We start from the raw sequence: 16,942 nt of genomic DNA, 5'->3' as shown, positions 1-16,942 counted from the left end.
GGGCCGCGCACGCGGACCGGTGGAGGTGGACGCGGCCGGCACGCTGTACCCTGCCCAGACCGGCCTCACGGCACCGTACGATCCGACCTCCGCAAGGGTGAAGGCATGAGTTCCGCCGAGTATGTTCTGACCCTGTCCTGCCCGGACCGTCCCGGCGTGGTCGCCGCGGTCTCCGGACTGCTCGCCGGGCGAGGTTGCAACATCATCGAGAGCCAGCAGTTCGGTGACCGGGACGCCGGGCGGTTCTTCATGCGCGTGCAGTTCTCCACCCCCGGTCCGGCCTCCGAGGACAAGCTGCGCATGGCCTTCGCCGAGCTGGCCCCCGAGTTCGTCATGGAGATCACCCTGCGCGACACGGCGGTCAAGCCGCGCGTGCTCATCCTGGTCAGCAAGTACGGCCACTGCCTGAACGACCTGCTCTACCGGGTCCGCTCCGGCCTGCTGGACATCGAGATCGTCGCGGTCGCCTCCAATCACCCCGACCTGCGCCCGCTGACCCAGTCCTACGGCATCGACTACCACCACCTGCCGGTGACCCCGGAGTCCAAACCCCGGCAGGAGACGGAGATCATGGCGCTGGTCGAGCACTACCGCGCCGACCTGGTGGTGCTCGCCCGCTACATGCAGGTGCTCTCGGGGGATCTCTGCGAGAAGCTGGCCGGGCGGGCGATCAACATCCACCACTCGTTCCTGCCGTCGTTCAAGGGCGCCAAGCCGTACCACCAGGCCCACGCCCGGGGTGTCAAGCTGATCGGCGCCACGGCCCACTACGTGACCTCGGACCTGGACGAGGGCCCGATCATCGAGCAGGAGGTCGCCCGGGTCAACCACAGTCACTCCCCGGACGACCTGGTCGCCATCGGCCGCGACCTGGAGTGCGTCGCCCTGGCCCGGGCGGTGAAGTGGCACGCCGAGCAGCGCGTGGTGCTCGACGGCCACAAGACCATCGTCTTCCCCCGCTAGGCGTTTCCGGCGGATTTCCCGTACGGCACGGCATCGCGGACATCCGGACCGGCTCCGGGGACGAATCAGAGGGCAGCCGCCCGCCTATGTCCCTCATTCGCCTGTTATTTCCGGTACCGGAGGAACTCGATGCGCATGGAGCACCTCATCAAGGGTGGTCGTCCTCTCCACTTTCATGTCGGATGGTGAAAAGCTCGGACAACAGCCGACTATTCGGGAGCGTGGTGCCATGGAGGCACCGGTCGCGGATGACCGCCTGCTGCACCAGCGGGTCGTGGGCGGGGAGGAGGCGGCGCTGGGGGAGGTCTACGACCGCTTCGCGCCGCTGGTCTTCGGCCTGGCCGTACGGATCACCCGGGACCGCGCGGTCTCGGAGGACATCACCCAGGAGGTCTTCGTGGCCTTCTGGGAACGCCCGCTCGCCTTCGACCCCGCGCGGGGGACGTTGCGGGCCTGGCTGGCCACCATCGCCCACCGCCGGGCGGTGGACCACGTCCGGGCCCAGGAACGCCGCAAGGCGTCGGTGCTCGGCCCGCGCCTGCTGGAGCCGGAGCCGGAAAGGCTGGAGGACACGGTACTGTCACGGCAGGAGGCCGACGGGGTGCGGCTGGCGGTCGGCAAGCTCCCCGACCACCTGCGCGAGGTCATCGAGCTGGCCTACTACCGGGGGCGCACCTACCGGCAGGTCGCCGACGAGCTCGGCCTGCCGGAAGGCACCGCCAAGTCGAGGATCCGGCTGGGACTGCGCCGGCTCGCCGACGCGCTGGCCGAGGAGAGCACATGAACGACGACCCGACCCCCCGCCTGTACCTCGACGCCCTGGAAGAGACGGCCGAGACGCCGCGGACGTCGTTGCGGCCCCTGCTGCTCACCGCCGCCCGGGCCCGCCGCCGCCCCGCCGCCGCGGTGTCGGGCTGGACGGCGCCCTACGCCGGGCGGATCGCGGCCATGGACGCCCTGCTGGGCCAGGTGGGCGAGGACGACTGGCACAAGGAGACCGTCGAGGGGTGGACCCTCCAGGAACTGCTGGCCCACCTCGCGGCGAAGGACGGGCTCGTGGCGCTCGCGGTGGGCGCCCCCGTCCTCGGCCCGCCGGTCACCGTGGACGAGGCGCTCGCCCGGACGGCGGAGCTGCAGGAGCACGAACGCCGCCGGGCGCCCGGCCAGACCCGGCGCGACTGGCGCACCCAGGCCGACGCGCTCTGCCGCCACCTCGCCGCGCTGCCGCCGGACACCCCGGCCAGCGTGGGCGGGTTCCCCATGCCGGCCGTCGACCACATCCTGGCCAGGGCTCTTGAGACCTGGCTCCACACCGCCGACGCGGCGGGCGCGGTGGGGGTGACGCTGCCCCAGCCGGTACCCGAGCACATCACGCCCACCGCCGACCTGTGCGCCCGGCTCATGCCGCTCACCATGCGGGTGAGCGGGCACACGGTGGCCGAGGGCCGGGCCGTACGGCTCGTGCTGACCGGACCGGGCGGCGGGCGGTGGCACGTGCCGCTGCACCGGCACGGGAAGGCCGTGCGCGAGGGCGACGTGAACGCCGGGGCCGGAGCGGGGGGCGCCCCGGCCGACGCCACGATCACGTGCGACGTGGCCGAGTTCTGCTTCCTGGTGGGGGGCAGGGGAGAGGCCGACACGTTCGCCGCCGAGGTGGAGGGGGACTCCGGCCTCGCCCGCGACCTGCTGCGCGCCGCCCCCGCCCTCTCCGGTCCCTGACTGTGCCCCGACCGTGCCCCCGCCGCCCGGTCCGGGACGCGTCCCGCCGCCTGCCCCGGACGGCCCGGCCGCGGCGCTCAGGGGCGGGCGGAGATCATCCACAGGGCGGTGTCCGGGAACGGACCGGTGACCTCCACCGAGTGGAACCCCGCGCCGGCCAGCAACGCCCGGAACTCGGTCTCCGTACGCTCCCTGCCGCCGGTGGCCACGAGCATGTTGATGTCGCCCATCACCGCCACGGCGGCGTCCGGAGAGTCGATCCGTTCCGGCATCGTCAGCTCCAGCAGCAGCAGCGTGGACTCCGGGGCCATCGCCGCGCGGCAGACGCGCAGGATGGCGGTGGCGCGCTCGTCGTCCCAGTCGTGGATGACACCCTTGAGCAGGTAGGCGTCGGCTCCCTTCGGCACCTCCGCGAAGAAGTCGCCGCTGACGATCTCGCACCGGTCGCGCAGGCCGTCCAGGTTCCGTCCGGCCTCCGCCAGCCCGCTCGGCAGGTCGAAGAGCACCCCTCGCAGACCCGGTACGGCGCGCAGGATCGCCGAGAGCAGGGTGCCGTCCCCGCCGCCCACGTCCACCAGCGTCCCGAACCGGGTGAAGTCGAAACCCGCGATGATGCTGGGCGCGCTCCTGCGGGTGCCCTCCGACATGGCCCGGTTGAAGACCGCGGACCCCTCCGGGTTGCGGGCCATCCATTCGAACGCCGGTGACCCGGTGACCCGCTCCCAGGCCGGTTCCCCGGTCCGGACGCTGTCGATCAGCAGGCCCCAGCTCGCCCACAGGTCGGGTCCGCAGAACAGCCGGGCCAGTGCGCGGAACGACCCCGGCGCGTCGTCCCTGAGCCGATCACCCGTCTCGGTGAGCGCGAACCGTCCGGGCGCGGTCTCGGTGACCAGCTCCAGGCAGGCCATCGCCCGCAGCAGCCGGTGGAGCGAGGGCGCGTGGGTCCCGGTCACGGCGGCGAGCTCGGCGGCGTCACGCTCGCCGCCGGCCAGGTGCGCCGCGAGGTCGAGCTCGGCCGCGACGTAGAGGACCTGGGCGGGCATGTAGCTGGAGATCAGTTCCCAGGGGGAGCTCACGGGCGTCGTCACGGCCGGTGGGTCCCGAAGTACCAGAGGTTGCCCTCGGGGTCCTCGCACGCGTACTCGCGCGAGCCGTACGGCTGGTCCGTCAGCTCCATCGTGATCCGCGCCCCCGCCGCCACCGCCCTGTCGTGGTGGGCGTCCGGGTCGTCCACGGCGACGTAGACCCCCGGCCCGCCCGGCCCGCCCGGCCCGCCCGGCCCGCCCGGCCCCAGCATGACCATGCCGGTCCCGACGAGCAGCTCGGCGTGCTTGATCGCGCCGTCGTCCCCCTTGGAGACCTCGTGCACCTCGAACCCGAACGCCTCGGTGAGCCAGTCGATCGCCGCACCGGGATCCCGGTAGCGGGCCAGGGGATAAACCGTTCGCATCGTCGTCTCCCTCTCGTGTGGTGGGTCCACGATCTCCCGGCGCGGGGCCGGCGGGCTTGGAAAAATCTGACCTCCACGGGCCGGGACGGGAGCCGGGATGCCGGGCCCCGCGCTTCGAGGGCGCCCTCGGGCAGGGGCGGACAGCGGCCGATCACGCGCCCGGGCGGTAGGGCCCCGGATGGCGCATCCTCCAGACGGTGCCGCGGGTGACGGCCTCCTTGTAACGCGCGGAGGCCCGGCCCGTCAGGACGACGCCGAGCGGGCTGTCATCGGCACGGGTGAACTGGGTGACGCCGTCGCGGCGGCCCAGGCTGATGTTCTGCCAGAGATAGCGGATCCTGGCCGGTCGCAGATCCCGCCCCGTCACCAGGCGGGCCGCCGCGTCACCCGCCTGCAGGCCCATCGGCAGGCCGGTCTGGCACGACATGCGCGACCGTCCCCCCGCGGTCGGTGCGGTCGCGGCGTCCCCGACGCCGAACACCTCGGGATGCGAGACAGAGCGGAGGGTCGCGTCGACCAGCACGCGGCCCTGCTCGTCCGTGGCCAGTCCCGAGGCCGCGGCCAGGCCGGCGACGCGGAAGCCGGCGGCCCACACCACGGTGTCGGCGGACGCCGCGCGGCCATCGTCCAGGAGCAGTCCATCGGGGCCGATCCCGGCGACCGGGGTGTACTCGTGCACGGTGACGCCCAGCCGGTGGAAGGCGTGGTGGAGATGCCGGCGAGCCGCCGCGGAAAGCCCGTCCCCGACCGGGCCGGCACAGATCAGCTGAACCTCCAGCCGTGGATGCGCCTCCTTGAACTCGGCCGCGGCCTCGATCCCGGTCAGTCCGCCGCCCACCACGGCGACCGTACGGGCCTCGGCCAGGCGTGACCGCAACCGGGCCGCCCCGTCCGCGGTGGCGAGGGTGAACGCGTGCTCGGCCGCCCCGGGCGCCGCGTCCAGGTCGGCGCCGCTGCCGAGAGCGTAGACCAGCACGTCGTAGCTCACTTCGTACGGGACGGCGTCCAGCCGCACGACCCGCGTCCCGAGGTCGAGGCCCGTCACCCCGGCCACCACCAACTCCACGCCGGTGCCGTCGAGCAGGCCGCGCAGCGGCAGGTCGGCAAGCGCCTGCCCGGCCGCGAACTGGTGGAGCCGCACCCGCTCCACGAATCGGTCGCTCACGTTCACCAGCGTCACCCGGGCGTCGGTGCCGCGCAGCCGCCGGGCCGCCCGCTTGGCGGCGCCCAGCCCGGCGTAACCGGCTCCCAGCACCACTATGCGCTCTGCCATGGTTCCTCCGATCGAGTCCCCCCTTGAACCGGCAGGCCGATCGATTCGTGACACCGCCCGGGTGTGAGCGTCCTCACATGAGCTGAGCGGCGGCGAACGCGAGCTTGGCGGGGTTCACCAGTGTCCGCACCGCGCTGATCCGGCCGTCGCCGATCTCCACGGCCATGACCGCGCGCAGTTCACCCGTGTGCCGCAGGAGCACGGCGAACTCACCGTTGACCTCCGCCACCGCCGCCGTCACCGCGGACGCCTCCGGCCGGGCGCTGAGACCGCGCAGATAACGCAGCACCCGCTCACGGCCGCGCACGGGCCGCCGCGCCGCGGTCGTCCCACCGCCATCCGCCCAGGCGACCACATCCGCGGCGAGCAGTCGTTCCAGCCCGGCCACGTCACCGCGCAAGGTCGCGGCCAGAAATCCCTCGACGATGCGGCGATGCTGCTCACGGTCGGCGCCGAACCGCTTGCGAGCCTCGCCGACGTGCGCCCTCGCCCGGCGATGGAGCTGCCGGGAGTACGCCTCGTCGACGCCGAGGACGTCACCGATCTCGGCGTGGCTGTGCCCGAACGCCTCGCGCAGCACGAAGACGGCCCGCTCGGCCGGGCTCAACCGCTCCAGCAGGACCAGCAGGCCCAGTGACACCGATTCGCGCTGCTCGACGGTTTCCAGCGGGCCGAGAACGCCGTCACCGGTGAGCACCGGCTCGGGCAGCCACGGCCCCGCGTAGCTCTCCCGGCGCCGCCGCGCCGAGGCGAGCTGATTCAGGCACAGATTGGTGATCACTTTGGTCAGCCAGGCAGCCGGCACCTCGATACGGCCGGCCCGGCTCCAGCGCAGGAACGTCTCCTGCACCAGGTCCTCGGCTTCGGCGGCCGAACCCAGCAGCCGGTAGGCCAGACCGAACAACCGGGGCCGCTGCTCCTCGAACACGTCCACCGGCGTCCGCGGACGCTCCCCCGCGCCCGTCCCCTGGAGATCCACATGCCGATGCTAGGCGACCGCGATCGCCCTGCCCGCCGTCACCAGCTCGCGGGGCGTGATCCCGGCCATGGCCCGGAAGTCGCGGTTCATGTGGGACTGGTCGTAATAACCGCAGGCGGCGGCGGTGTCGGCCGGGGAGAGGCCGGCCCGCAGGCGGGCGGCGGCGTGCTCGAAGCGGAGCACGCGGGCGGCGGCCTTGGGAGTCGTCCCGATCTGGTCGCGGAAGCGGGTGACCAGGTGGCGGTGGCTCCAGCCGAGCTCCCCGGCGAGCTCCGTGATCGGGATCGTGCCCCGGGTGGCGCGGAGCCGCCGCCAGGCCCAGCCGACCCGCGGGTCGGGATCGGGGGCGGCCTGGATCCGCCGGGCGAGAAGGGCGTCCAGGAGCGCGAGCCGGTCGTGCCGGCCGGAGATTCCGGCCAGCCGCTCGACCGCGACGCCCGCCCAGGGGCCGAGCACGTCCTCCAGGGAGACCACCCGGTTGGCCAGCTCGCTCAGCGGCATCCCGAAGAGTCGTCGCGCGCCGAGCGGGGTGAGGTTCACCTGCACCCCCTCGGCGGCGCCGACCGTGGTGGTGTCGACGTAGGTGTCGTGCAGTCCCGCGGCGAACGAGGCCAGCACCGCCCGCCCGCCCGGCCCGCTGAGCGCGAGCGGCTCGCCGACCCCGAAGATCACCACCACCCCGGCGAACGGCGGCTGCCGCCGGGCCAGCGGCTCCTCGTAGCGCTCGCTGTAGGCCGACAGCTCCGTCACGTAAGGGCGCAGGAAGGCGCCCGGCCTGCCCTCGACGAAGGTCAGGCCCCCGGTCGCGGCGGTCCCGTCCACGGCAGGGATGGTAACCGCCGCGACCGACACTTTCCCGGGTCCGCGGTCCGCGGTCCGCGCCTACAGGACCAGACCGGTGTGGCGGGCGAGGAAGGCGAGCTGGTCGGCGGCGAGTTCGACCGTCTTGCTGACGGCGCGGGCGCCGTGGCCGGTCTCGGCCTCGTTGCGCAGCAGGATGGGCCGGTCGGCCGCCTGGGCGTGCTGCAGGGCGGCGCACATCTTCCAGGCGTGCAGCGGGTGGACCCGCGTGTCGGACTGGAAGACGGTGAACAGCGTCGCCGGGTAGGAGACGCCCTCCTTGACGTGATGGTAGGGGGAGTAGGACGACAACCAGGCGAACTCCTCGGGATCGGCGGCCGTGCCGTACTCGACGTTCCAGGTCGCGCCGAGGCCGAAGAGCTCGTATCGGATCATGTCCAGCAGCGGGGCCGAGCAGACCACCGCGGCGTAGAGGTCGGGACGCTGCGTGAGGGCGGCGCCGACCAGCAGGCCCCCGTTGGAGCCGCCGGAGACGGCAAGCCGGTCCGGTGCGGTGACACCGCTCGCGATCAGGTGCTCGGCCGCCGCGTGCAGGTCGTCGAAGACGTTCTGCTTGTGGGCGAGCATCCCGGCCCGGTGCCAGTCCTCTCCCTGCTCGCCGCCGCCGCGCAGCTGGGCGATGGCGTAGACGCCGCCCGCCTCCACCCAGGCCAGGATCGACGCCGAGTAGCCCGGGGTCATCGAGATGCCGAAGCCGCCGTAGCCGTACAGGATCGTCGGGCGGGGACCCTGCGCCCCGGGCGGGGAGATGACCAGCATGTGCACCTCGGTGCCGTCGGCCGAGCGGTAGACGACCTGCTCGGTGGTGACGTCGGGCACCTCGACGGCGCCGGGCGAGGCGGCCCAGAGGGTGGTCTCGCCGGTCCGGGCGTCGTAGCGCTGGATGGTCGGCGGGGTGGTGTTGTCGGTGTAGCCGAACCACGCCTCGTAGCCGCCCTCGGGACGCTCGGCGATGCCCCCGATCGTGCCCAGGCCCGGCGTCGGCACCGCGCCGAGCCGCTCGCCGGTGCGCAGGTCGTGGACCGAGATCTCGCTGATCGCGTGGCGGGTCCAGCCGACCAGCATGACCGGCCGGTCGAGGTCGTCGAGGATCGCGAAGTCCGACAGCACGGCCTCGGGGTCCTGCGGGATCAGGTCACGCCAGTGCTCGGCCTGCGGGGTGGCCGGATCGGTGACGCAGACGCGGGAACGCGGGGCGTCGCGGTCGGTGAAGACGTACAGCAGCCCGTCACGGCCGAAGTGCAGGGCGGTCTGGGCGTCCACGCCCTCCTGGACGACGACCAGTTCCGGGGACTCGGGTGAGGACGCCTCCAGGTCGGCGATCCACAGGTCGTTGCGCGGCGCGGTGCCCCGGGAGGCGGAGATCTGCAGCCACCGGCCGTCACGGGAGACCGAGACGCCGTAGTAGTTGGTCTTCTCCATGCCGTGGCCGAAGATCATGACGTCGTCCTCGGTTGAGGTGCCGACGCGGTGCAGGTAGACCCGGCGGTGGTACTGCTCCTCGCCCTCGGGCACCTCGGTGGCGGGCAGTCTGCGCACGTAGTAGAAGGCCTCACCGCCGGGGAGCCAGGCGACGGGGGAATAGCGGCACCGGTCGATCGGCCCCTCGATCCGGGTCCCGGTCGCGATGTCCATCAGGTAGAGACTGGACTCCTCGTCACCGCCGACGGAGACCTGGTAGGCCAGCAGCCGCCCCTCCTTGTCGGGCTGCCAGGCGTCGAGCGTGGTCAGCCCGGTCGGGTCGAGCGCCATCGGGTCCAGCAGCGCCCGCTCGGCGCCGTCGGGGTCGACGGTGTAGAGCACGGCGTGCTCCTGCCCGGGAGTGCGCCGCATGAACATGTGGCGCTCGCCCCGCCAGACCGGCGCCCCGACCGTGCCGGACCTCAGCAGCTCGGCGACCCGCGCCCGGAAGCGCTCGCGGCCGGGGAGCGCGCCCGTCTCCGCGGCGAAGAGGGTCTCCTGGGCCGCGAGCCACTCCTTGGTCGCCGGGTCGTCGGGGTCCTCCAGCCATCGGTAGGGGTCGGGAACGAGGACGCCGTGCAGGTCGTCGACGACGTCGTCACGGCGGGCGGGCGGGTACGGCTGTCGCGTCATGGCTGGAACCCTACGGCGTCCGGGGTGCTGTGCGGCACGGCCGGGCGCGGCTGTGCCGTACGGGCTCGGGGACCGATCGCCGCCCGCACGTGGCGGGCCTGATCCGGCCGTCACCGTCCTCCGCCGGCGGCCTCCTTTCGGGAGGAGTGAAGAACAGGTAATGCGGGCATAAAAGCACCACGAGCCACTCCCGTCATTTATGGGTGGCGGGTAAGGCGACGGAGAAGCCAAACTTGGTGGAGGACGGTGCCGTGGTGACCATCCGCTGGGCCGTCCGGCGGAGGTCATCGTGACGGAAGCGCCCGGGCCCCAAGAAGGGCCACCATCCGGGGCACGCGAGATCGTGCCCCCGACCCAGACGCGCCACGTGCCGGGAAAGGCTCGATGATGCGTCAAGTCCTCCTACTCAACGCCACATACGAGCCCCTGACCACCCTCTCCCTGCACCGCGCCGTCGTGCTGGTGCTCAGGGAGAAGGCGGACGTCGTCCACCGTGACGGGCGGGGCGCCGTGCTCCGTTCGGCGAGCCGCACGCTCGACGCGCCGTCGGTGATCCGGCTCCGCCGCTACGTCCGCATCCCCTACCGGTCGCGGATCCCGCTGACCCGGACCGCCCTGATGCGCCGGGACGACTACCGGTGCGCCTACTGCGGGCAGAAGGCCGAGACCATCGACCACGTGATCCCCCGCTCCCGCGGCGGGACCCACACGTGGGAGAACTGCGTGGCCTCGTGCACCACGTGCAACCACCGCAAGGCCGACCGGCTCCTGGAGGAGCTGGGCTGGACGCTGAGCGTGGTGCCGGTGGTGCCGCGGGGCGTGCACTGGCGGCTGATCGGCGCGCAGGTCGCGGGCGACCCCCAGTGGGCGCCCTACCTGGCGGAGAACGCCGCCTGACGGGTGCGCCGCGGCGGGCCGCCGCCTGACGGGTGTGTCACGGGTGTGGGCGCCGTCTGACGGACACGGCTGATATCCGCTCGCCCCGGTACGGCCCGTGTCGGCACAATCGGGTGCATGGCATGGACCTTCACCTCGGACGTCGAGGTGTTCGCCGGGGCGGCGGAGCCGTGGCTGCTTCGCGACCCCGTCCGCAACACCGTCCCGCTGACCGTCGTGCGCGCGATCCGCTCCGGCGTGTACACCGACGATCTGCTGCTGGGCTGGCTGGAACGGGACGGCGGGACGGTCGCCGCGGTGCTCCAGACGCCGCCGCGCGGGCTGCTCCTGCCCGACCTGCCCGCGGAGACCCTGACGGACCTGGCCACCGCGCTGATCGAGAGCGAGCGGGCGGTCCCCGGAGTCCAGGGACCGCTGGCGCAGGCCGAGGCGTTCGCCGCGGCGTGGTGGCGGCCGGTGCGTGAGCGCGTGGCCGAGCGCCTCTACCGGCTCGACTCTCCGACCCCGGCCCGGCGCTCCCCGGCCGGTGCGCCCCGTACGGCGACCGCCGCCGACCGGGACCTGATCGCGAAATGGTTCGTGGACTTCCACGCCGAGGCGATGAACGACGCCGTGGCAGACCCGGCCCCGCTCGTCTCCAGCCGGATCGGCCGCGAGGAACTGGTCCTGTGGGAGGACGGCGGCCGTCCGGTCGCGTTCGCGGCCCTCTCCGCGCCGATCGCCGCCATGTCGCGGATCGGCCCGGTCTACACGCCGCCGGAGTTCCGCGGGAGGGGGTACGGCGAGGCGGTCACGCGCGCCGCGACCCGCAGGGCGCTGGAGGAGGGAGCGGCCGAGGTCGTGCTCTTCACCGACCTGTCCAACCCCGTCTCCAACTCGATCTACCAGGCGATCGGTTACCGCCCGGTCGCCGACTACGTCTTCATCGCCTTCGCCTGAGGCCCCGCCGGGACCCCGCTGGGGTCCCGGCGGGGGCCCGGCGGCGATGTCCCGGCCTGTCGCATGGGTCCCGGCCGTACGTCCGGAGGTCATTCCGCAGTGCCCGTCTGGGTAATCTGGTGGTATGCCGCGTTATGACTTCCGCTGCCGCGCCTGCGGTTCCACCTTCGAGCTGTCGCGCCCGATGGCGCAGTCCGACGAGCCCGCGGCCTGCCCCGCGGGACACGACGACACCGTCCGGCTGCTGTCCACGATCGCCGTGACGGGGGCCGCCGGCGCTCCCCGTCCGTCGGGCGGTGGCGGTGGCTGCTGCGGTGGCGGCTGCTGCGGCTGACCCGCCGCGGGCGGTGACCCCGGTGGGCCCGGGGTCACCGATGACGGTGTGAGGTTCCCGGCGACCGGGGGAGATCCCGGCCGCCGGTCCCTGCTGACGTGTTATGCCTGCTGACGTGTCATGCGGCGCGCTTGCCCTGGAAGGGCAGGAAGCCCTCGGGCCGGTGCGGGCGGGCGGGGACGAACGTGGGTTCGGTGGCGATGATCCGGTCGAACCGGAAGGCGCGGATCGCGCCGCGCATACGGCACATTCCCACGAGATACCAGTGTTCGCGGTGGACCATGCAGGTCACCGGGTCGACGTCGCGGACGCTGACCCGGCCGGTGGCGTCCCGGTAGTGCAGGCGGATCACGAGCCGGGAGGTGATGGCGCTCGCGATGGTCCTGGCCCGGTCGGCGACGGGGGCGGACAGCGGGGCGGTCAGGGTGGCCAGGGTGGTGGCCACGACATCGTCTCCGAGCTCCAGGTGCTCGAAGGCATGGCGGAGACCATGCCGGGCGGCGTCGGCCTGGGGACCCGATCCCAGGTGGGCGAGGGAGAGGGCGAGGGCGGCGATCTCGGCGGTCGTCAGGGGGCTGGCGGGGGACTTCACGACGTTTGCCATGCTTCAAGAATAGGTTCCGGCACTGACATTTTTCGAACAGAGATGCCGGATTCTCAACACTGTGGCCCTCAGGCGACATGCCGGGCTGTCCGCCGTACGGCGGCGCCGGCAACACCCGCCCCGCCCCTCGCCGTACCGGTGCCGTCGGAGAAGGGCATGCGGTGGCGGGGAGGTGGTCACCCGTGCCGGGGATGCCGCGGCACGGGTGGGGTGGTGTGGCCGGGACCTTGTCGCGGGACCCCGCCGGGGATCCCGCGACGGAGGCCTCAGCGGGAGAGCTGGGACAGGTCGCGGGAGGCGCCCGTGGAGGCGGAGGTGGTCAGGGCGGCGTAGGCCTGCAGGGCGGCGCTCACCGGGCGGTTGCGGTCGCGCGGGCGGTAGCCGCCCAGGTCGGCCAGGAGCCTCTCGCGGCGGGCGGCCAGCTCGGGATCCGCCACCTTCAGCTCGATCGAGCGGCCCGGGATGTCGATCTCGATGATGTCGCCGTCCTCGACCAGGGCGATGGTGCCGCCCTCGGCCGCCTCCGGGGAGGCGTGGCCGATGGACAGGCCGCTCGTGCCGCCGGAGAAGCGACCGTCGGTGATCAGGGCGCAGGCCTTGCCCAGGCCCTTGCCCTTCAGGAACGAGGTCGGGTAGAGCATCTCCTGCATGCCCGGCCCGCCCTTGGGCCCCTCGTAGCGGATGACGACGACGTCGCCCTCCTTGACCCGGTTGTTCAGGATGCCCTCGACGGCGTCCTCCTGGGACTCGAAGACCACGGCGGGCCCGGAGAACCGCCAGATCGACTCGTCCACCCCGGCGGTCTTGACGATGCACCCCTCCACGGCGATGTTCCCGTAGAGCACGGCCAGGCCGCCGTCACGGGTGTAGGCGTGCTCCATGTCGCGGATGCAGCCGCCCTCGCGGTCGAGGTCGAGGGAGTCCCAGCGGGCGTCCTGGGAGTAGGGCTTGACGGTGCGGACGTTGCCGGGGGCGGCGTGCCACAGCTCCACCGCCTCGGGCAGCGCCTTCGGCGAGCGCACGTCCCAGGCGTCCAGGTAGTCGCCCAGCGTGCCGCCGCTGACGGTGTTCACGTCCCGGTGGAGCAGGCCGCCCCGGTCGAGCTCGCCGAGGATGGCGGGGATGCCGCCGGCCCGGTGGACGTCCTCGACGTGGTACTTGTCGGTGGCCGGGGCGACCTTGCTCAGGCACGGCACCCGCAGCGAGATCTCGTTGATCTCCTTGAGGCCGAAGTCGACCTGCGCCTCGCGGGCCGCGGCCAGGATGTGCAGGATCGTGTTGGTCGAGCCGCCCATCGCCACGTCCAGGGCCATGGCGTTCTCGAACGCCTCCTTGGTGGCGATGTTGCGCGGCAGCACGCTCTCGTCGTCCTGCTCGTAGTAGCGGCGGGTGATCTCCACCAGCTGCCGCCCGGCGTCCTGGAACAGCTTCTTGCGGGCCTTGTGGGTGGCCAGGATCGTGCCGTTGCCGGGCAGCGCCAGGCCGATGGCCTCGGCCAGGCAGTTCATCGAGTTGGCGGTGAACATGCCGCTGCACGAGCCGCAGGTCGGGCAGGCGTTCTCCTCCATCGCCAGCAGATCCTCGTCGGAGACGCTGTCGTCGGCGGAGGCGATCATCGGGTCGATCAGGTCGAGCTTCTTGCCGGGCGTCTTGCCGGCCTCCATCGGCCCGCCGGAGACGAAGACCGTGGGGATGTTGAGCCGGAAGGCGGCCAGCAGCATGCCCGGGGTGATCTTGTCGCAGTTGGAGACGCAGATCATCGCGTCGGCGCAGTGGGCGTTCACCATGTACTCGACCGCGTCGGCGATCAGCTCGCGGCTCGGCAGGGAGTAGAGCATGCCGCCGTGGCCCATCGCGATGCCGTCGTCCACCGCGATCGTGTTGAACTCGCGCGGGATCGCGCCCGCCTCGCGGATCGCCCCCGCGACGACGTCGCCGACCTCGCGCAGGTGGACGTGTCCGGGGACGAACTGGGTGAAGCTGTTGGCCACCGCGATGATCGGTTTGCCGAAGTCGCTGCCGGCTACGCCCGTCGCCCGGAGCAGGGCCCGGGCTCCGGCCATGTTCCTGCCGTGAGTGACCGTACGAGACCTGAGGGCGGGCATGACGCTTCTCCCATCATCGACGCTGAGTCTTCAAATGGTACGGCCATCGCCCGCCTGATGAGACCCCAGGTCCACTTGACGGACGCCTGGGCCGAGGAGCACGGGGAACGCCGCCACGAACCGGAATGGAAGCGCCGGAATGGAAGCGCCGGGATGGAAGCGCCGGGATGGAGCGAGAACGCCCGGCGGCCGGGCCGCCGGGCGTGGGTGGACGATGGGGGGCGGGTCCTCAGGGAGCCTCCGGAGGACGGGTCAGCGTTCGGAGGTGACCTGTTCGGCCCTGGCCGGGCGGGACGGCGGGCTCTGGTCCGGGGACTCCGGGTAGCGCGGCGGGAGCACCCGCTTGGCTGCCTCGTAGATCCCGGTGATCTCCGCGTCGGTCAGCGACCGCTCCCGCTTGGTGATCCACTTGCGGACGTGGCCGCCGTCGAAGACGTCGACCTCGCGGACGTTGAGCACCTTCCACGGGATGGCCGGGCCGTAGATCGCCAGCGACGGGATGATGATGATCTCCCGGCCGAGCTCCGCGCCGATCAGTTCGGCGGCCCGCCTGGCCTCCCAGCGGGCCTCGTCGAGGCGGGCCTTCTGGGAGAACGGGCCCAGGAACAGCTTGCGGTGCGACTGGGCGCGGACCGGGAGCCGCTTGTCCCACTTCTCGGAGTCGACGGCGTAGACCCCCGTGGGCCCGACGACCAGGTGGTCGATCTGGGCGTCGCTGTCCGGGATCGCGCGCGCGTGCAGGGTGCGGTAGCCCCGGCGCTCCAGGCTCTTCAGCTGGGCCTCCGTGCGACGCTCGGCGACCGAGGCGCGGCGCCAGGCGGGAACCGTCGAGTTCGACCGGGCGCGCACCACGGTGTCGGCGATCGCGGCCACGACGGCGGCGGTGAGGCCCATGCGCCAGCTGATCAGCAGGAACCCCACGACGACGCCCGCGACGATCGCGATCGCCGCGCGGCGCACCAGCGGGCGGTAGCGGGGGTGGCTGAGCAGACTCAGCAGGGAGACGCGTTCGACGGGCGCGTACGTAGACGAAGGCTCTGCCGGACGAGCCTTCGGCCTCTTGGCGGTCGGGCCCTCGCCGGCCCAAATCGGTGACGTAATGTTACCGTCTTCTGGCACCTGACCGGAATCCACGTAACTCACGGTAGCTGACCTTCAAACGGGGTGCCTAGTACTCCGCAACTCACACTTTTGTGACTGCCATCACCCGCATGGCGGTACGCGATGGCGGGTATCTATACATATCTCTCTAGATAACCTTCCGGTTTCCGCCTAGCGTGCGGGGCGTGGCAGATATTCATGATCTCACCGCTCTGGAGCAGGCGGCGGCCGTACGCCGCAGGGAGATCTCGCCGGTCGAGATCACCGAGCACTACCTCGACCGCATCGCGCGGCTGGACCCCGATGTCGGCGCCTACGTGACCGTGACCCCCGAGCTGGCGCTGGAACAGGCGCACAAGGCCGAGGCGAGGGTCCTCGCCGGAGAGGCCGGGGAGAACGCCTCGCCGCTCCTCGGGGTGCCGGTCCCCATCAAGGACCTCAACCTCGTCAAGGACGTCCCGATCCATTTCGGCTCGGCGACCTATGACGACTTCGTCGCCCCGGTGGACGACAGCGTGGTCGAGCGGCTCAGGGAGGCCGGGACGGTCATGCTCGGCAAGACGGCCACGCCCGAGTTCGGGATGCCCTGCTACACCGAGACCTCCGTCTCGCCGCCCACCCGCACGCCGTGGGACCTGTCCCGCTCGGCCGGCGGATCGAGCGGCGGGGCCGCCGCCGCGGTCGCGGCGGGCCTGGCGCCGGCCGCCCAGGGCAGCGACGGCGCGGGCTCGATCCGGATCCCCTCCTCCGTCTGCGGGCTGTACGGCATCAAGCCCACCCGGGGCCGGATCAGCTTCGCCCCGATCATCCCCGACCTGGCCGGGCTGTCCACCAACGGCCCGATCGCCAGGACCGTCGCCGACGCCGCGGCGCTGCTGGACGTGATGGCGCACAACAACCCCGGCGACCTCTACCACGCGCCGCCGCCGGAGCTGGGCTCGTTCACCGCCTACGTGGCCCGGGACCCGGGCCGCCTGCGGATCGCCCGCTACGCCGAGCCGCTGGTCCCCGGCGCGGTGGTGGACCCCGAGGTGCTCGCCGCCTACGAGCACGCCTCGGCGGAGCTGACCGCCCTCGGCCACGAGGTCGTCGACATCGCGCCGCCGTTCTCGCCGGACCTGGTGCCGCAGTTCGTCACGCTCTGGTACGCGTTCGCCTGCATGCACCCGGTGGACCTCACCAAGCAGGACCGGCTGCGCCCCCTGACGGCCTGGCTGCGGGAGCGCGGCTACGCCACCCCGGCGCCGGACTTCCTCCAGGCCCAGTCGGCGCTCCAGCTCGCGACCCGGTTCGGCCTGATGGTGACGGACGAGTACGACGCGGTGCTCACCCCGACCGTCACCGCCCCGCCGCGGCCGGTGGGCTGGTTCGAGGAGGGCGGGGACCCGGAGGAGACCTTCGAGCGGATGAAGCGCTTCGCCGCCTTCCCCGCCATCTACAACGTCAGCGGCCAGCCCGCGGTCAACCTGCCGCTGTACTGGACGGGGGAGGGGCTGCCGATCGGGGTCATGCTGGCCGGACGGTTCGGTGACGAGGGCACGCTGATCTCGCTCTCCGCGCAGCTTGAGACGGCCGCGGGAGGTTTCTGGGGCGCGCGCCGCCCGGCTGTCTGGTAGGCGCCGC

Annotated in this window: 16 protein-coding genes; 7 read left to right on the top strand and 9 right to left on the bottom strand. The window is 72.6% G+C overall.

Going from position 1 to position 16,942, the window contains the following annotated elements:
• Window positions 1-105 precede the first annotated feature (105 nt).
• The 3 genes from purU (at window position 106) to IEZ08_RS31845 (ending at window position 2,682) form a co-directional block, all read left to right on the top strand.
• Window positions 106-963, top strand: a complete 858-nt coding sequence (gene purU / locus IEZ08_RS31855) for a formyltetrahydrofolate deformylase (RefSeq protein WP_068925797.1) — start codon at window positions 106-108, stop codon at window positions 961-963.
• A 229-nt stretch (window positions 964-1,192) separates the two neighbouring features.
• Window positions 1,193-1,747, top strand: coding sequence for a sigma-70 family RNA polymerase sigma factor (locus tag IEZ08_RS31850; protein ID WP_068925795.1), 555 nt, complete (start codon window positions 1,193-1,195; stop codon window positions 1,745-1,747).
• Window positions 1,744-2,682 carry a maleylpyruvate isomerase N-terminal domain-containing protein gene (locus IEZ08_RS31845; RefSeq protein ID WP_068925793.1) on the top strand — a complete coding sequence of 313 codons (939 nt, stop codon included), beginning with the start codon at window positions 1,744-1,746 and terminating at the stop codon, window positions 2,680-2,682. The genes IEZ08_RS31850 and IEZ08_RS31845 overlap by 4 nt, the downstream gene beginning before the upstream one ends.
• Before the next feature lie 77 nt (window positions 2,683-2,759).
• On the opposite strand, the gene IEZ08_RS31840 is transcribed toward IEZ08_RS31845, so the two are convergent.
• From IEZ08_RS31840 to IEZ08_RS31815, 6 genes are all read right to left on the bottom strand, one after another.
• A complete protein-coding gene (locus tag IEZ08_RS31840) occupies window positions 2,760-3,770 on the bottom strand; it encodes a methyltransferase (protein ID WP_141704199.1) in 1,011 nt (336 codons plus the stop codon).
• Window positions 3,767-4,132 carry a VOC family protein gene (locus IEZ08_RS31835; protein WP_189243569.1) on the bottom strand — a complete coding sequence of 122 codons (366 nt, stop codon included), beginning with the start codon at window positions 4,130-4,132 and terminating at the stop codon, window positions 3,767-3,769. Before IEZ08_RS31835 ends, IEZ08_RS31840 begins: the two co-directional genes overlap by 4 nt.
• 151 nt (window positions 4,133-4,283) lie before the next feature.
• Window positions 4,284-5,405: an NAD(P)/FAD-dependent oxidoreductase gene (locus IEZ08_RS31830; RefSeq protein WP_068925790.1), complete on the bottom strand. Its 1,122-nt coding sequence runs from the start codon at window positions 5,403-5,405 to the stop codon at window positions 4,284-4,286.
• Between the two features lie 73 nt (window positions 5,406-5,478).
• Window positions 5,479-6,384, bottom strand: coding sequence for an RNA polymerase sigma factor SigJ (gene sigJ / locus IEZ08_RS31825; RefSeq protein ID WP_068925788.1), 906 nt, complete (start codon window positions 6,382-6,384; stop codon window positions 5,479-5,481).
• A gap of 9 nt (window positions 6,385-6,393) precedes the next feature.
• Window positions 6,394-7,206, bottom strand: coding sequence for an AraC family transcriptional regulator (locus IEZ08_RS31820; protein ID WP_084780546.1), 813 nt, complete (start codon window positions 7,204-7,206; stop codon window positions 6,394-6,396).
• 60 nt (window positions 7,207-7,266) lie between these two features.
• Window positions 7,267-9,339 (bottom strand): prolyl oligopeptidase family serine peptidase, encoded by a 2,073-nt coding sequence (locus IEZ08_RS31815; protein ID WP_189243568.1) that lies wholly within the window; start codon window positions 9,337-9,339, stop codon window positions 7,267-7,269.
• A 387-nt stretch (window positions 9,340-9,726) separates the two neighbouring features.
• Here IEZ08_RS31815 and IEZ08_RS31810 point away from each other — a divergent pair, with 387 nt between their 5' ends.
• The 3 genes from IEZ08_RS31810 to IEZ08_RS31800 all read left to right on the top strand — a co-directional run bounded on the left by IEZ08_RS31810 (window position 9,727) and on the right by IEZ08_RS31800 (window position 11,509).
• Complete coding sequence (locus IEZ08_RS31810; RefSeq protein WP_068929055.1) at window positions 9,727-10,236, top strand: HNH endonuclease; 510 nt, start codon at window positions 9,727-9,729, stop codon at window positions 10,234-10,236.
• Window positions 10,237-10,353: 117 nt separating this feature from the next.
• The gene (locus IEZ08_RS31805; protein WP_068925785.1) at window positions 10,354-11,175 is read left to right on the top strand and encodes a GNAT family N-acetyltransferase; all 822 of its coding nucleotides are present in this window, start codon (window positions 10,354-10,356) and stop codon (window positions 11,173-11,175) included.
• A gap of 124 nt (window positions 11,176-11,299) precedes the next feature.
• Entirely contained in the window at window positions 11,300-11,509 is a 210-nt protein-coding gene (locus IEZ08_RS31800) for an FmdB family zinc ribbon protein (RefSeq protein WP_068925783.1), read from the top strand.
• A 118-nt stretch (window positions 11,510-11,627) separates the two neighbouring features.
• Here the strand turns inward: IEZ08_RS31800 and IEZ08_RS31795 are convergent, their stop codons facing one another.
• The 3 genes from IEZ08_RS31795 to IEZ08_RS31785 all read right to left on the bottom strand — a co-directional run bounded on the left by IEZ08_RS31795 (window position 11,628) and on the right by IEZ08_RS31785 (window position 15,178).
• Entirely contained in the window at window positions 11,628-12,113 is a 486-nt protein-coding gene (locus IEZ08_RS31795; protein ID WP_068925781.1) for a helix-turn-helix transcriptional regulator, read from the bottom strand.
• A gap of 266 nt (window positions 12,114-12,379) precedes the next feature.
• The gene (gene ilvD / locus IEZ08_RS31790) at window positions 12,380-14,218 is read right to left on the bottom strand and encodes a dihydroxy-acid dehydratase (protein ID WP_068925779.1); all 1,839 of its coding nucleotides are present in this window, start codon (window positions 14,216-14,218) and stop codon (window positions 12,380-12,382) included.
• A 252-nt stretch (window positions 14,219-14,470) separates the two neighbouring features.
• The gene (locus IEZ08_RS31785; RefSeq protein ID WP_229803737.1) at window positions 14,471-15,178 is read right to left on the bottom strand and encodes a nuclease-related domain-containing protein; all 708 of its coding nucleotides are present in this window, start codon (window positions 15,176-15,178) and stop codon (window positions 14,471-14,473) included.
• A 326-nt stretch (window positions 15,179-15,504) separates the two neighbouring features.
• Between IEZ08_RS31785 and IEZ08_RS31780 the strand changes: the two genes are divergently transcribed.
• Complete coding sequence (locus IEZ08_RS31780; protein ID WP_068929054.1) at window positions 15,505-16,935, top strand: amidase; 1,431 nt, start codon at window positions 15,505-15,507, stop codon at window positions 16,933-16,935.
• The last annotated feature ends 7 nt before the right edge of the window (window positions 16,936-16,942 follow it).

The sequence above is a fragment of the Planobispora rosea genome (assembly GCF_014648175.1).
GTDB classification, from domain to species: domain Bacteria; phylum Actinomycetota; class Actinomycetes; order Streptosporangiales; family Streptosporangiaceae; genus Planobispora; species Planobispora rosea.
Note: the sequence above shows the minus strand (reverse complement) of the source record. Positions and strands in the feature narration are given on the sequence as shown.